This window comes from Cupriavidus sp. 05N38 (genome assembly GCF_056397345.1).
The window spans coordinates 15,534-29,351 of sequence record NZ_JBFTNF010000081.1 but is presented as its reverse complement, the minus strand read 5'-3'; the positions used below and the strand labels follow the sequence as shown (position 1 = coordinate 29,351).

Sequence of the window (13,818 nt, the reverse complement as noted above, 5' to 3'; positions counted from 1 at the left end):
GTGCAGCAACTGATGCGGCAACGGATCGGAAACCAGGGCTTCCCACAGGGCATCGGTCAATGTCAGCGCCGGCGGCGACGGCTGCGGCAGGCGCGCGCCGCCGGGGATGCGGCTCCAGCGCGGGTGTTCCGGCGTGGCGCCGGCAAACCGCAACTGGTTCGATCGGTACGTGCGGCCGGTGATGACCGGCTGGTCCGGGTCGCCGTCCCAGAAGTCGACGATGACCTCCTGGCCGATGCGCGGGATGGCGATGTGGCCCCAGGTGGCGCCGGCCCAGTGCTGCGCCACGCGGATCCAGCAGGAGCTGTGTTCGTCGTGCCTGCCCWGGCGGTCCCACGGGAACTGCACCTTGACCCGGCCCCATTCGTCGCAGTAGATCTCTTCGCCGGCCGGGCCGACCACGGTGGCCGATTGCGGCCCCTCGATGCACGGCCTGGGCAACGGTTCGGCGCGCCATTCGGTSCGGTCRGGGACCAGTTCGGCGGTGTAGCTGTAGTGGGTGCCTTGTTCGCTGCCGGCGCTCTCTTCGGCCTGGCTGGTGTGCTGCACGCCGTGGTGGCGCATGCGTATGGGGCGCCAGCCGTGGTTCATGTCTTCGCGCGGGTGGCCAGTGAGTTCGAAGGACAGGCCGGGCACGAGGCGCGGGTCGTCGCCCTCGACGCGGGCAAGGCGGGCGTCGCCGCGGTGGCCGCGCAGGCGCGCTTCGGTGAAGGGCTTGCCGGCTTCGTCGCGCTTGTAGCGACCGGGATAGTCGTAACGTGCGTAGGCGGACGCCTGGTGATCGAGGTCGGAGCCGAGGCGGGAATGTTCCTGGTCGTACTGTGGATGGGTGAAGGTGTAGTCGCGCTGGGTCTGGCGTGCCGTACGCACGTTCTCGGTGTAGCTGAAGCGGCGCAGGGCGGGCTCGGGCTGGTCGCCGCCGGGGGTGGGGTTGTAGCGCACGGGTCCGCCGGCGATGCGGCCCTGCACGAACAGGCGGTCGCTGTGGATGAGGCGATGGCCGTCGGCGTCGTGGCGAAAGGCAAAGTAGAAGCCTTCCTCGCGGGCAATCCGCCCGAGGAAATGCAGGTCGGTGTCGCCGGCCTGCACGCAGTACTCGCGTGGCGGGTGCTCGGCGGTGACGATCTGTTCGTAGCGGGCAGCCAGGCCATGGGCCTTGAGTACGTTCTGGAGGATCTCGGGTACGGAGAGGGTCTGGAAGATGCGCCAGTCGGAGGACAGGCGCAGGCGGGCGAGGGCGGGCTCGACCACGGCGCGGTAGCGCGTACGGCGAAAGCCGGTGTCGCCCTGCTCGAAGCGGCTGATCAGGCCGTGGACATGGCGCACCGGCTCATTACCCCGCCAGAGGGTGAGCAGGGCGGGCTGGTCGAGGATGGCGGCGAAGTTGAGGTCGGGGTCGGCATGGGCCAACTGCACGTCGAGGCGGAAGGTCTCGGAGAGGGCTTCGTCGAGATCGAACTCGATGACCTCGAAGTCGACTCCGCCGACGACGGCGAAGGTGAAGCGCAGGTCGGCCTGGCGTGGCATGGCGGATCTCCGTGCAATGCTGTGCCACGGCATGATGCTGGCGATCCACCCGCGCAGGGGTCAGAAGCGTCGGATTCTCGATGGCGATATTTCGCGATCGCGGCGGTGAAATGCTGTCGGCACGCCACCGATCGTCACAAACTTGACCACGCGAGGCTACGCGAACGTGATCGCCTGCCGCCGGTCCGCGCGCTCCAGGTGCGGCAGGTTGTTGAAGCTCAGCAGCCGCTGGGTGCCGCGCCCGGCGATGATCTCGCAGAAGGCGGTATTCCTGAACTGCAGGTTCAGCTCGATCGCCGTCTGCGCCGGCGCGCCCAGCAGGTCGGCCACGGCGCGCCCGATGGCTCCCCCCGAACTCACCACCAGCAGGGCATCCTCGCGCGTCGCGCCTTCGGCGGCATGCGCCAGGCCCGCGCGGATGCGCCCGCCGAAGTCGCCCCACGATTCCGGCATGCCGGCGAGCTGGTCCAGCGTCCAGGCCTGGTAGGCCGCGCGGAAGGTGCGCCAGTAATCGTTGTAGTCGTCGTTCTGGTGGGCACGGTGGTCCCGGCCACCGGTGTGGCTGCGGTAGAGCGCTTCGCCGTCGTACTCGTTGAGACCGGCATGGGTTTCCACGCGCGCCTTGAGCGCTTCCTGCGCGGCCGCGGCCAGCGTTTCGGCGGGCGTCTGCGCGGCCGTCTCGAGCGGCACGCCTGGCGTGCCCATGCCGGCCAGGATTTCCAGCGCGGTGTCCTGCTGGCGCGTGAGCGAACCGGCGATCACCCGCTTGAACGCGACGCCGCGCTCGCGGAAGTATTCGCCGAGCCAGCGGGCCTGCTGGCGGCCGGTGGCGGAGAGGCAGTCGTAGTTGGCGGCGCCGAAGGACGCCTGGCCGTGCCGTACCAGGAAGAGCGTTGCCATGGGGATCCGGGAGTGGGGTGATGCGCGGATGGCGCGCGGGTGGTGCGGGAATCGGCACGCGGCGCGCCGCGCGCCGCGTGGGTTGCAGCCATTGTATGGGCCTGCCATGCCGCGGCCAAGGATGCCGCGCGGGATTCATAGCGGTCATTGCTGCGCTGCATTCTGCAGCGCGCAACGCCAAGCGCGGCGGCTCAGTCCAGGGTGACGCCGGTATCGGCGGTGAGCTTCAGCACCACCGGCAGGTAGGCCTTGTAGGCGGCGGCGGCCTGCGCGGGCAGGTTGCCGAGCGGCTCGGCGCCCATCTCCTCGATGCGCTGGCTGATCTGCGCAGACTGCACCAGCGCGCTGGTTTCCTTGCCCAGGCGCGCCACGATGTCGTCCGGCGTGCGTGCCGGCGCCATCAGCGTGATGGGGCCGACCTGGCGGTATGGCTCGTCGGGATAGCCCGCCTCGGCAAACGTCGGCACGTCCGGCAGGGCCTTGGCGCGCTGGGTGCCGGCGACCGCAAGCGGGCGCAGCTTGCCGCTGGCGAAGTGCTGCTTGAGCGAAGTCACCGAGCCGATCGTCACATTGACCTGGCCGGCCAGCAGGTCGCTCACCATCGGCCCTTCGCCGCGGTAGGGCACGTGCAGGATATCGATGCCGTAGGTCTTGTCCATGTAGGCCTGGATGGTGTGCGGCTGCGTGCCGGGCCCCCACGAACCCATGCGCAGCTTGCCGGGCTCCTTCTTCGCGTAGGCGATCAGCTCGCCCACGGTCCTGACCGGCAGCGCCCCGTTGACGGTGAGCACGGTGCGCGCCATCGCCACGTCCGAGATCTGGCGCAGGTCGGTGCGCGGATCGTAGGGCAGCTTCTTGTACAGGGCCAGGTTGGCAGTGATCGGCCCGGGAATCGTCAGCAGCAGCGTGTAGCCGTCGGGCGCAGACTTGGCCACGTAGTCGGTGCCGATGATGCCGCCCGCGCCGCCCTTGTTCTCCACCACCACGGTCTGCCCGAGCCGCTTGCCGAGCCCCTCCGCCAGCGTGCGCGCGAGCGTGTCGGTCAGGCCGCCGGCCGGGTAGGGCACGATCAGGTGCAGGGGCTTGGCGGGATATCCGGCCTGGGCGTGGGCGAAGGACGCCAGCAATGCCGTGCTCGCGCAGGCCAGCAGGGCGGCCGTCTTCCCGCAGAACGGGCTGCGTATTTTCATGGCTTGTCTCGTGTGATTTTTTATGGACGGTGCGCGCCCTGGCGGCACGCACCGTTGCGCGGGCTGACCCGCCCGCGCGGGGGGTCAGGCAGGCTGCGCCAGGTAGGCCGCCACCATGCGGGTCATTTCGCCGGGCAGGCGTTCGTCGTCCAGCGGCAGCGGGCCGGCGTCGTTGAGGATGGCGTTGACCACGATGCTGAACACCGCCTGCATGGCGAAGCGCACACGCAGCTCGGCCTGCTCGGGCGGCAGCGGCAGGCGCGGCACCAGCAGCGCCACCATGCGCTCGACCACCGCCTGGCCGCTTTCGCGGTGCGGCAGCCATTCTTCCGGACGGATCGAGGCGTGCTTGAGCGAGGCCTTGATCACGCCGCGGTTGGCGTGACAGCCAAGCACCACGAAGCGCATCGTCTTTTCCAGCATCACGTCGGTCGGCACGTCGTCCCAGCGCTCCACGCGCAGGTAGCGCGAGACGGACTCGCCGGTTTCCTGCATCACCAGCGCGCGCAGTGACTCGAAGAACGCCTGCTTGTCGCGGAAGCGTCCATAGAAGGCGCCCACCGATACCTCGCAGGCCGAGGCGATCTGGGCCACCGATACGGCGGAGAAGTCACGTTGCGCCAACAGCTCGCGGCCGGCGTCCAGCAGGGCCTGCTCGGTCTCGCGGGCGCGGCGCTGGCGCGGCGGCTGCAGGATCGAGGGCGTGGCCACCTTGGGGAATGCGGCGTTCCCCTTGGTGGGCTTGGCGGCGGGTGCGGCAGAGGTCGACGCAGGCATGGAGTCTCCGTATTCGAATTTGGATTCGGTTTTTGTGAACCATATGGTTACCACGGCTTTTCGTCAAGAACCGGACTACATTTCCAATATCTGGAAATTGATTCCGTTCTTTGACACAGAAAAATGCCGCAACCAAACTGCGGAGCAAGGAGACAAGATGCATACGCCGGTCGAACAATTCATTGCCGAACGCAGGCTGGAGGACCCCTCTTTCGGTGGCCTGCTGGCCAAGGGCTTCGCCTTGCTGCGCTGCTTCATCGACGAGCCGCGGCCGCTCGGCAACGGCGAACTGGCCGAGCGCCTGCAACTGCCGCGCGCCACCGTGTCGCGCATCTGCCGGACCCTGTTCGAGCTGGGCTACCTCGACTGGGACCCCAAGCTCGACAAGTATTTCGTCGGCGCGCAGGTGCTGGCCCTCGGCTATCCCTACCTGGCCGGGCTGCAGGTGCGCCATGTGGCACGCCCGCTGATGCAGGCGCTGGCCGACCGCATGGAGGGCGCGGTGTCGATGGGCGTGGCGCACCGGCTCGACGTGACTTACCTGCTGACCTGCACGCACAACGACAACAACCCGGCGCGCCCGGGCGTGGGCGCGGTGCGCTCGGTGCTGAGCACGGCCATGGGCCGCGCCTTCCTGGCCACGCTGTCGAAGGTCGAGTTCGAGCGGCTGATGCAGGCGGCGCAGCGCGAGCGCGCCCAGGAATACGCGGCCTGCTACGACACCGTCTGCCACAACGTGGCGCACTACCCCAAGCGCGGCTTCGCCTTCAACGAGGGCGACGCCGGCCTCGCCATGCACGGCGTGGGCGATATCGGTAGCGGCATCCATGGTGTTGGCGTGTATTCGCGCATCGTCTACCTGAACCGCCCGCTGTTGTTCAACTGCGCGCCATCGTCGCCTCGCAACTGCGGCGCGGCGTGATGGAAAAGAAGGTCGCGCCGCTGCTGATGGAAATGGTGCGCGCGATCGAGTCGTCGACCGGGCTGCGGCAATAGCGGCGCAGGGCCGGGGCAAGGGACCAGACACCAAGCAACACAGGCAGCGCCGGCACAGGCGCGCATCCTGAAACAAGCCATCCAAGGCAATCCGGAGACAGAGCAATGCCAACGCTAGATTCCCTGCTGAAGCCCCGTTCGATCGCGGTCATCGGCGCATCCACCCAGGCCGAGAAGGTCGGCGGCATGCCGATCCGGCTGCTGCGCGAACTCGGCTACGCCGGACGCATCCTGCCCGTGCATCCCAGCGCCACCGAGATCCAGGGCCTGCCGGCGTACGCTTCGCTCGAAGCCGTCGGCGAGGCGGTCGACCTGGCCATCGTCGCGGTGCCGGCGCGGGCCACCGAATCCGTGATGGCGCAACTGGCGCAGAACCGCACGCGCGCCGCGATCTTCTTCACCTCCGGTTTTGCCGAAGTGGGCGATGCCGGCCTCGCCATGCAGCAAGCGCTGGCCGGGAGCGCGCGCCGGCACGGCGTGGCGCTGCTGGGCCCCAACTGCCTGGGCGCGATGAACCTGCGCGAGCGCGTGTTCGCCACCTTCTCGCCGATCCCGCTGACCGGCGTGCCGCCCGTGGGCGACGTGGGCCTGGTCAGCCAGAGCGGCGCGTTCGGTGCCTATGCCTTCGCGCTGGCGCGCGAGGCGAACCTGGGCCTGAGCCATTGGGTCACCACCGGCAACGAAGCCGGCCTGCAGGTGGCCGACGTGATCGAATGGATGGCGCACGACGACGACACGCGCGTGATCCTCGCCTATATGGAAGGCTGCCGCGACGGCGCGCGCCTGCGCCAGGCGCTGGCCGCCGCGCGTGCCGCCGGCAAGCCGGTGGTGATTGCCAAGGTGGGCACCACCGAGGCCGGAGCGCGGTCGGCGCAGTCGCACACGGYCAGCCTGGCCGGCGAGGACGCGGTCTACCAGGCCGTGTTCGACGAGTACGGCGTGCACCGCGCGCATACGCTCGAAGATTTCTTCCGTCTGGGCTACACGCTGTCGCGCGGGCGCCGCCCGGCACGCTGGGATTGCGCCGGCGGCCTGGTTTCGGGCGCGGTGGCGCCGGTGGCCATCGTCACCGTGTCGGGCGGGGTCGGCATCATGATGGCCGACCGCGCCGAGCAGCTTGGCCTGCCGATGCCGCCCATGCCGCACGCCGCGGCGCGCGCGCTGCGCACGAGTATTCCGTTTGCCAGCACCGCCAACCCGATCGACGTGACCGGGCAGGTGGTGGCCCAGTCCGAGGTGTTGCTCGATGCGCTGTCCGGCGTGGCCACCTGCGGCGAATACGGCAGCGTGGTGGCCTTCCTGGCCGGCGGCGCCAACGCGCCGCGCCTGTGGGCCGACCTGCAGCACACCATCGCCGCGCTGCACGAGAACCCCGACGCCGCGCCGTTGCTGCTGTCCGGCCTGGTCGACAACGACAAGCGCGCCTGGCTGGAGGCGCATGGCTGCCTGGTGTTCCGTGAGCCCGCGCACGCCATCGAGGCGGTGGCGGCGCTGGCGCGCGCGGCCGCGATGGAAGCGGCAGCCGGCACGCCGGCCGCGGCGCCGCCGGCACCGGCGGCGACATTCGCGCCCGATGTGCCGCAAGCCGCTGCCGCGCTGTCCGAGTTCGCCGCCATGCGCCTGCTGGCGCAGGCCGGCGTGCCGGTCGCCGCCCACGGCCTGGCGCGCGACGCCGACGAGGCGGTACGCGTGGCGCAGCACATCGGCTATCCGGTGGCGGTGAAGCTGTGTTCCGCGCATGTGCTGCACAAGAGCGATGTGGGTGGCGTGGCGCTCAACCTGGCCGACGAGGCCGCGGTGCGCGCGGCCTTCCCTGCCATGCAGGCTGCGCTGGCGCGCGCCGGCGCGGACCTGCCCTTCGAGGGCGTGCTGGTGGCGCGCATGGCGCGCGGCTGGGGCGAGCTGATGGTAGGCGTGCGGCGCGACCCGGTGTTCGGCCTGGTGGCGCTGGCCGGCATCGGCGGCACCGCGGTGGAGATCTTCCGGCAGATGGCCTTCGGCCTGGCGCCGCTGTCGCCGCAGCGCGCGCTGGCCATGCTGGAGGACAGCCGCGCGGCGGCACTGTTCGCCGGGCATCGCGGCCATCCCGCCTTGCCGCTGGCGCAGGCGGCCGATGTGTTGGTGCGGGTGTCGCAGCTGGCGGCGGCGCTCGGCCCGCGGCTCGACACGCTGGAGATCAACCCGTTCATCGTCGGCGCCGAAGGTCTGGTCGCGGCCGATGCGGTGATTACCTTGCGCGCGCCGGAGGCGACGCAGGCGTGACGGCATGAGAAACGCCAGGCATTTCCTGCCGCGCGGCACAAGGCCGGCATAGACCGGGCGCGCGCGCAGGCATGCGCCGCCGCATGGCGGCGCGAACGACAACAGGAGACACGATATGCATCCCGAAGCTGCAAGGTCCGCGCTCGCGCGCGCGGCCCCGGCGCTGGCCGCGCTGACCCTGGTGGCCGCCATACCCGCGCACGCCGCCGCGCCAGCGGCGAAATACCCCGACAAGCCAGTCCGGCTGGTGGTGCCGTTCCCGCCCGGCGGCGGCACCGATGTCATCGGCCGCCTGCTGGCGGCCCGGCTGTCGGTGGCGCTGGGCGGCACGGTGGTGGTGGAAAACGTGGCCGGCGCCACCGGCACCATCGGCTCGGCCCAGGTGGCGCGCGCCGCGCCGGACGGCTACACGCTGCTGCTCGGCATCTCCGCCACGCACGCCATCGCGCCGGCGATCTTCCCGCGCCTGCCCTACGACCCCGTGCGCGACTTCGTGCCGGTCAGCCGGCTGGCCTATGGCGGCAACGTGCTGGTCGCGGGCCCGGCCTTCACGGGCAAGGACCTGCCGGCGCTGATCGCGCAGGCGCGGCGGCCCGGCGCGGACATGGCGTACGGTTCGTGGGGCCCGGGTTCCGGCGGCCACCTGGCCGGCGAGAGCCTCAACGCGAGCAGCGGCATCCACCTGCGCCATATCCCCTACAAGGGCGTGAGCCCGATGCTGACCGACGTGATGGGCGGCACGCTGCCGGTAGCGATGTCAGACCTGGCCGGCACGCTGCCGCTGATCCGCAGCGGCAAGGTCAGGGCGCTGGCGGTGAGCGGCTCGGAGCGCTCGGTGGCATTGCCCGAGGTGCCGACCTTTGCCGAGTCCGGCGTGCCCTTCCGCATCGACAGCTGGTACGCGCTGTTCGCACCGGCGCGCACGCCGCCGGAGATCGTCGACGCACTCGAGCGCGCCACCCAGGCCGCCATGCGCGACCCCGCCGTGCAGGCACAGGTCGAGACGCTGGGCATGCGCTTCACGGCGCAGCCGCGCGCGGACTTCGCCGTGCAGATGCGGCAGGACGTCAAGGCCTGGGCCGCGCTGGTGAAGTCCAGCGGCGCGGCGCTCGACTGATTCATGGAACCTCACCAAACCATCCGCCTGGAGCCATCCGCATGAACATGAACCTGAACATGAACGTGAACCCCGTCCTGACCTCGTTGCCCGGTGCCGCGGCCAGCCCGCAGGAAGCCCTGGTCGCCGCCGCGGCCGTGCCGCTGGTGATATATGGCTATGCCCTGGTCGAGTCGCTGCGCACCTGCCGCCTGCAGACCTCGGTCGCGGCGGCCACCGGCTACGGACGCGCCCCGGTCAACAGCCTTTCAGCCAGCGAGCGACAGTGGACGCATGAGGACCGCGACATCGTCACGCCCGCCAACGACCTGTTGTACTTCTGCGGCTGGATCAACCTGGCCGACGGCCCCGTCACGCTGCGCGTCCCGCCGCTGCCCGATGCCAGCCGCTACTACGTGGTGGAGCTGCTCGACGTCCACACCAACAATTTCGAGAATCTCGGCCCGCGCAACGTGCCCGCGCAAGGCGCGGACATCGAGCTGGTCGGTCCCGGCCAGCAAGCCGGCGGCGCGCACGCGGTGCACTGCCCCAGTTCGCTGGTGTGGCTGCTCGGCCGCGTGCTGGTGCAGGGCGAGCACGACCTGCCGGCGGCGCGGGCCTTCGAGCTGGGCTTCACGCTGGCGCGCACGCCGGGCGCGGCACGTCCCGCGAGCGTCGAGCAATGGCATGACAGCGGCCGGCCCGCGCTGGATTTCTTCCAGAACCTGTTCAACGCGCTGCGCGAATTCCCGCCCGCCGCGCAAGAGCTGGGCGCCTTCACGTTGCTGCGCAAGGCCGGCGTGCGCCTGGAGGACGAGATCGACGTGGCGGCGCTGCGGCCCGCGGTGACCGCCGGGCTGGAGCGCGCCTACCAGCAGGGCATGGCCCTGATCGAGGCCCACACGCGCAGCCAGGGCCGCAAGAGCTGGGGCTACAGCCTCAAGCTGGGCATGTACGGCGACGACTGGCTGCAGCGCGCCTGCACCGCGATGAAAGGGCTCGGTGCCCTGCGCGCCGACGAGGCGATCTACGCCATGGCGGATTTCGACGCCGACGGCCAGCCGCTCGACGGCCGGCACCGCTACGCGCTGCGTTTCGCACCCGGCATGCTGCCGCCGGCGCAGGCGTTCTGGTCGGTCTCGCTGTACGGCGAGGACCGCTTCTTCAGCGCCAACGAGGCCGGCCGCTACGCAGTGGGGGACCGCACGCCGGGCCTGCGCCTGGAAGACGACGGCAGCCTCGTGATCCCGGTCTCGCACGCGCGCCCCGCGCAGGCAGAGAACTGGCTGCCGGCGCCGGCGGGATCGTTCTACCTGATCCTGCGCCTCTATCATCCCGCCCGGTCCTTCCTGGACGGGCAGTACGCGATTCCCGCCCTGCAGCGCATCGACTGAGCCGACATCAGATGGAAGCCGACATGACCCATACCGCATCCGCCCGCGCGCAGACCATGCACGATCTCCACGACGCCGTGCGCTACACGCTGCCGCTCTATGAAATGGCGCGCATGCGCGCCGCCACCTGTCCGCGCCGCGACAGCGCCGGCCAGTTCGCCGCCAGCCAGCCCGAGTCCGCGGTGCGCTGGATCAACCACTTCATCCACACGCGCCAGCTGCTCGGCCCGCAGCACCGCCAGGTGGTCACGCCCAACAACGACACGCTCTACAGCAATGCGTGGCTGGATCTCTCGCAGGGCCCGCTGGTGCTGGACGTGCCCGACAGCCAGGGCCGCTACTACGTGCTGGGGCTGCTGGACTTCTATACCAATCCCTTCGGCTATATCGGTACCCGCACCACCGGCGGCGGGGCTGGTCGCTTTGTGCTGCACGGCCCGGGCTGGCACGGCGAGGTGCCGGCCGGCGCCACCGCCATTGCCTGCCCGACCGATGCGGTCTGGCTGCTCGGGCGCATCCTGGTGGACGGCGAGGCCGACCTGCCGGCCGTGCATGCCATGCAGGACCGGCTTCGCCTGGGCACGCTGGACGGCGCGCCGGCTGCGCGGCGCTTCGACACCGGCATGCAGCCCGGCGAGCAACTGGCCGCGGGTACGTTGCAGGCGCGCCGCTACGCGGAGATCGTGAACCAGGCCCTGCGGGACAATCCGCCGCCGGCGGCGGAGGCCGAGCACGTTGCCGGCTTTGCGCGGCATGGCATCGGGGCGCGGTGCGATGCGAGCGGGCTCGACGACGCGGCCGCGGCACGCCTGGGCGCCGCCATCGGCGAGGTCCTGGCCGAACTGGCCACGCCGCTGCCGTCCGACCTGGGCGGCGGCTGGACCTTGCCGGTAGAGATCCGCGCATCGTTCGGCACGCGTTACGCCGAGCGCGCGCTGGTGGCGCGCAACTACATCGGCGCGCTCGGCGTGGAAGAAGCCATGTACGTGATGGCCGACCGCGACAGCGCGGGCGCGCCGCTGGACGGCCGCAACGGCTATGAGCTGGCTTTCGCCCCTGGCGGGCTGCCGCAGGTGGGCGCCTTCTGGTCGCTCACCATGTACGGCAAGTCCGACTGCATGCTGGTGGAGAATGCGCTGGCGCGCTATTCGCTGGGCGACCGTTCGCCGAGCCTGCGCACCGACGCCGATGGCGGCATCCGCCTGCACCTGTCCGCCGCGCCGCCGGCGGACCCGGCACGCCACGGCAACTGGCTGCCGGCGCCGGCCGGCCCGTTCTACGTGACGCTGCGGCTCTATGTGCCGGGCGACGCGCATCTCGGCAAGACCTTCGCCTATCCGCCGATCCGGCCGGTGCCCGGCGCTGCTGCCGCATTCGTTGCATCCATTGCCTGCGAGTCATGATGAGAGCGCATCCCTGTTTCGCCGCGCGCATGCGGCGTGCCGCACGCCATGCCGCCGTGCTGTGCGCGGCCCTTTCCATGCTCGCGCCAGCGCATGCCGAGGAGTACCCGTCGCGCCCGGTGCGCGTGATTTCGCCCTACGGCCCGGGCGGCTCCAACGACACCTCCGCGCGCCTGCTCAGCGAAGGGCTGAGCCAGAAGTACAAGCAGCAGTTCGTGGTGGAGAACAAGCCGGGGGCCGGCACGCGGGTGGCGAACGAACAGCTCGCGCGTGCCGCGCCCGACGGCTACACGCTGCTGTGGGCGGCGGCGCCGTTCGCCATCAACACGGCCGCCGGACTCTCGCAGCATTACGACATCCACAAGGACTTCGTGGCGGTGGGGCCGCGCGTGCTGGGGCCGGTGTTCCTGATCGTCAAGGCGGACTCGCCCGTGCAGTCGGTGGCGGACTTCGTGCGCATGGCGCGCGCCAGGAAGGAAGGCGTGACCTTTGCCTCGCCCGGTGTGGGCTCGGGGCCGCACCTGACCGCGGAGCTGTTCGCCGCGCAGGGGAAATTCAAGGGCCTGAACGTGCACTACCGTGGCGACGCCACCGCCTATACCGAACTGCTGGCGGGCCGCGTCGATGCCACGCTGACCGCCATCACCACCGCCTTGCCCTTCATCAAGGCCGGCAAGCTGCGCGTGATCGCGGTCGCCTCCGAGCAGCGCACGCCGGTCTATCCGCAGGCGCCCACCTTCGGCGAGCAGGGCTTTGCGGGCGTGGTGGGCTACGGCTGGTTCGGGCTGATGGCGCCCGCGGGCACGCCGCCGGCCATCGTGCAGCAACTCAACCGCGACGCCAATGCCGTGCTGGCCGATGCGCAGATGCGCAGCAAGCTGATCGGGCTGGGCCTGCAGCCCGAGGCCGGCAACGGCGCGGCCTTCGCCAGCTTCATCGACGCCGAGGTGGGCAAGTGGGGGGCGGTGATCAGGTCGGCGGGCATCGTGCTGGAGTAGGATGCGGGCGGCGCCGGCCGCCTGCCGGCCTATAGTTATAGCGCCCGGGCCGAGGAGGGCAAGATGCCTGCTGCCGCAGGCAGGCCCGGGCAGCAGGGAGCAAGCGTTGAACTTTCAATCGTGGCCGCACGCCGAATCGCCGTTTCATGCCGGAGAGCACGCGGCCCAGCAGCGCGCCGGCAAGCGTGGGCAGATGGAAGCTGCCGGCCGGCAGGCGATACGCCCGGTGCTGTCCGAGGCGCATCGCGCCCACTTCGCGCGCCTGCCTTTCGTGCTGCTCGGCGCCGTGGACGATGCCGGCATGCCCTGGGCCACCATGCTGGCCGGCGTACCCGGCTTCATGCAGTCGCCTGAACCCGGCCTGCTGCGCATCGGCGTGCGCCTGCCGGCGGACGATCCGCTGGCGCCGGCGCTGCATGCCGGAGCGGATGTGGGCGTGCTCGGCATCGAACTGCACTCGCTGCGCCGCGTGCGCATCAACGGCACCGTGGCGGCGGCGGACGACGCCGGGCTCACGGTGGCGGTGGTGCAGAGCTATGGCAACTGCCCGCGCTATATCCAGCTGCGCGAGTGGCGCGAGGCCGCCGCGCAAGACATGGCGGCGGCCGCCCCCGCGCTCCATGCCGACACCCTGGACGCTGCCGCGGTGCAGGCGCTGCGCGCCGCCGACACCATCTTCATCGCCACCCACCACCGCGACGCGGCGTCCGCTCGCAGCGGCGGGGCGGACGTCTCGCACCGGGGCGGCAAGCCCGGCTTCGTGCGGGTGGACGATGCCCGCACGCTGACCTTTCCCGACTTCAACGGCAACTATTACTTCAACACCATCGGCAACCTGGTGGCCAACCCGCGCGCCGGGCTGCTGGTGCCCGATTTTGAGAAGGGCGGCATGCTGCACCTGAGCGGGCGGGCGGAAGTCGTCTGGGACGGGCCGGAGGTGGCGCGCTTCACAGGCGCCGAGCGCCTGGTGCGCCTGCTGGTGGAGCGCGTGGTGTGGCGCCCGGGGATCCTGCCGCTGCGCTGGCGGCTCGAAGCCATGTCGCCGGTGCTGGAGGAAACCGGCAGCTGGGAGGACGCCGGGGGGCATTGAGCAGGATGGGCGCGCGCCCTTTGTTGTATTCAGCATACGTTTACACCCCGGTCCGGGCATGGCCGGCCGCGCCGCGCCTTGCCCGGCAGCCGGCCGGTCATCCCGCGCAACGGCCCGCCGGGCGGGCGGCGGGGCCGGCACGGGGCGGTCCGGCGCCCTGCCGGCCCCGCCTCATCAGTGCAAGC

Annotated in this window: 11 protein-coding genes; 7 read left to right on the top strand and 4 right to left on the bottom strand. The window is 70.9% G+C overall.

All coding sequences use genetic code 11. From position 1 onward, the window contains the following. The 4 genes from AC1DK4_RS35805 to AC1DK4_RS35790 form a co-directional block, all read right to left on the bottom strand. The coding region (locus AC1DK4_RS35805) for a type VI secretion system Vgr family protein (RefSeq protein ID WP_477132109.1) at positions 1-1,527 on the bottom strand (1,527 nt) is incomplete at its 3' end. Between the two features lie 156 nt (positions 1,528-1,683). Continuing rightward, a complete protein-coding gene (locus AC1DK4_RS35800) occupies positions 1,684-2,427 on the bottom strand; it encodes a histidine phosphatase family protein (protein ID WP_441650459.1) in 744 nt (247 codons plus the stop codon). A 191-nt stretch (positions 2,428-2,618) separates the two neighbouring features. Then, positions 2,619-3,617 (bottom strand): Bug family tripartite tricarboxylate transporter substrate binding protein, encoded by a 999-nt coding sequence (locus AC1DK4_RS35795; RefSeq protein WP_441650458.1) that lies wholly within the window; start codon positions 3,615-3,617, stop codon positions 2,619-2,621. Between the two features lie 84 nt (positions 3,618-3,701). Continuing rightward, entirely contained in the window at positions 3,702-4,394 is a 693-nt protein-coding gene (locus AC1DK4_RS35790; RefSeq protein WP_441650457.1) for a TetR/AcrR family transcriptional regulator, read from the bottom strand. A gap of 157 nt (positions 4,395-4,551) precedes the next feature. On the opposite strand from AC1DK4_RS35790, the gene AC1DK4_RS35785 reads away from it, so the two are divergent. The 7 genes from AC1DK4_RS35785 to AC1DK4_RS35755 all read left to right on the top strand — a co-directional run bounded on the left by AC1DK4_RS35785 (position 4,552) and on the right by AC1DK4_RS35755 (position 13,633). After that, on the top strand, positions 4,552-5,316 hold the full coding sequence (locus tag AC1DK4_RS35785) for an IclR family transcriptional regulator (protein WP_441650456.1): 765 nt from the start codon (positions 4,552-4,554) through the stop codon (positions 5,314-5,316). 179 nt (positions 5,317-5,495) lie between these two features. Next, positions 5,496-7,652, top strand: coding sequence for an acetate--CoA ligase family protein (locus tag AC1DK4_RS35780; RefSeq protein ID WP_477132108.1), 2,157 nt, complete (start codon positions 5,496-5,498; stop codon positions 7,650-7,652). Positions 7,653-7,767: 115 nt separating this feature from the next. Beyond that, positions 7,768-8,769, top strand: coding sequence for a Bug family tripartite tricarboxylate transporter substrate binding protein (locus AC1DK4_RS35775; protein ID WP_441621568.1), 1,002 nt, complete (start codon positions 7,768-7,770; stop codon positions 8,767-8,769). A 47-nt stretch (positions 8,770-8,816) separates the two neighbouring features. After that, positions 8,817-10,142 carry a DUF1254 domain-containing protein gene (locus AC1DK4_RS35770; protein ID WP_441650403.1) on the top strand — a complete coding sequence of 442 codons (1,326 nt, stop codon included), beginning with the start codon at positions 8,817-8,819 and terminating at the stop codon, positions 10,140-10,142. Between the two features lie 23 nt (positions 10,143-10,165). Beyond that, the gene (locus AC1DK4_RS35765) at positions 10,166-11,545 is read left to right on the top strand and encodes a DUF1254 domain-containing protein (protein ID WP_441650399.1); all 1,380 of its coding nucleotides are present in this window, start codon (positions 10,166-10,168) and stop codon (positions 11,543-11,545) included. 29 nt (positions 11,546-11,574) lie between these two features. Continuing rightward, a complete protein-coding gene (locus AC1DK4_RS35760; RefSeq protein ID WP_441650398.1) occupies positions 11,575-12,543 on the top strand; it encodes a Bug family tripartite tricarboxylate transporter substrate binding protein in 969 nt (322 codons plus the stop codon). A 106-nt stretch (positions 12,544-12,649) separates the two neighbouring features. Next, a complete protein-coding gene (locus tag AC1DK4_RS35755; RefSeq protein WP_441650397.1) occupies positions 12,650-13,633 on the top strand; it encodes a pyridoxamine 5'-phosphate oxidase family protein in 984 nt (327 codons plus the stop codon). The last annotated feature ends 185 nt before the right edge of the window (positions 13,634-13,818 follow it).

Coding starts and splice junctions, on each gene's coding strand:
- AC1DK4_RS35795 (WP_441650458.1), bottom strand. CDS start 3,617: ATGAAAATACGCAGCCCGTTCTGCGGGAAGACGGCCGCCCTGCTGGCC.
- AC1DK4_RS35790 (WP_441650457.1), bottom strand. CDS start 4,394: ATGCCTGCGTCGACCTCTGCCGCACCCGCCGCCAAGCCCACCAAGGGG.
- AC1DK4_RS35770 (WP_441650403.1), top strand. CDS start 8,817: ATGAACCTGAACATGAACGTGAACCCCGTCCTGACCTCGTTGCCCGGT.
- AC1DK4_RS35785 (WP_441650456.1), top strand. CDS start 4,552: ATGCATACGCCGGTCGAACAATTCATTGCCGAACGCAGGCTGGAGGAC.
- AC1DK4_RS35765 (WP_441650399.1), top strand. CDS start 10,166: ATGACCCATACCGCATCCGCCCGCGCGCAGACCATGCACGATCTCCAC.
- AC1DK4_RS35760 (WP_441650398.1), top strand. CDS start 11,575: ATGCGGCGTGCCGCACGCCATGCCGCCGTGCTGTGCGCGGCCCTTTCC.
- AC1DK4_RS35775 (WP_441621568.1), top strand. CDS start 7,768: ATGCATCCCGAAGCTGCAAGGTCCGCGCTCGCGCGCGCGGCCCCGGCG.
- AC1DK4_RS35800 (WP_441650459.1), bottom strand. CDS start 2,427: ATGGCAACGCTCTTCCTGGTACGGCACGGCCAGGCGTCCTTCGGCGCC.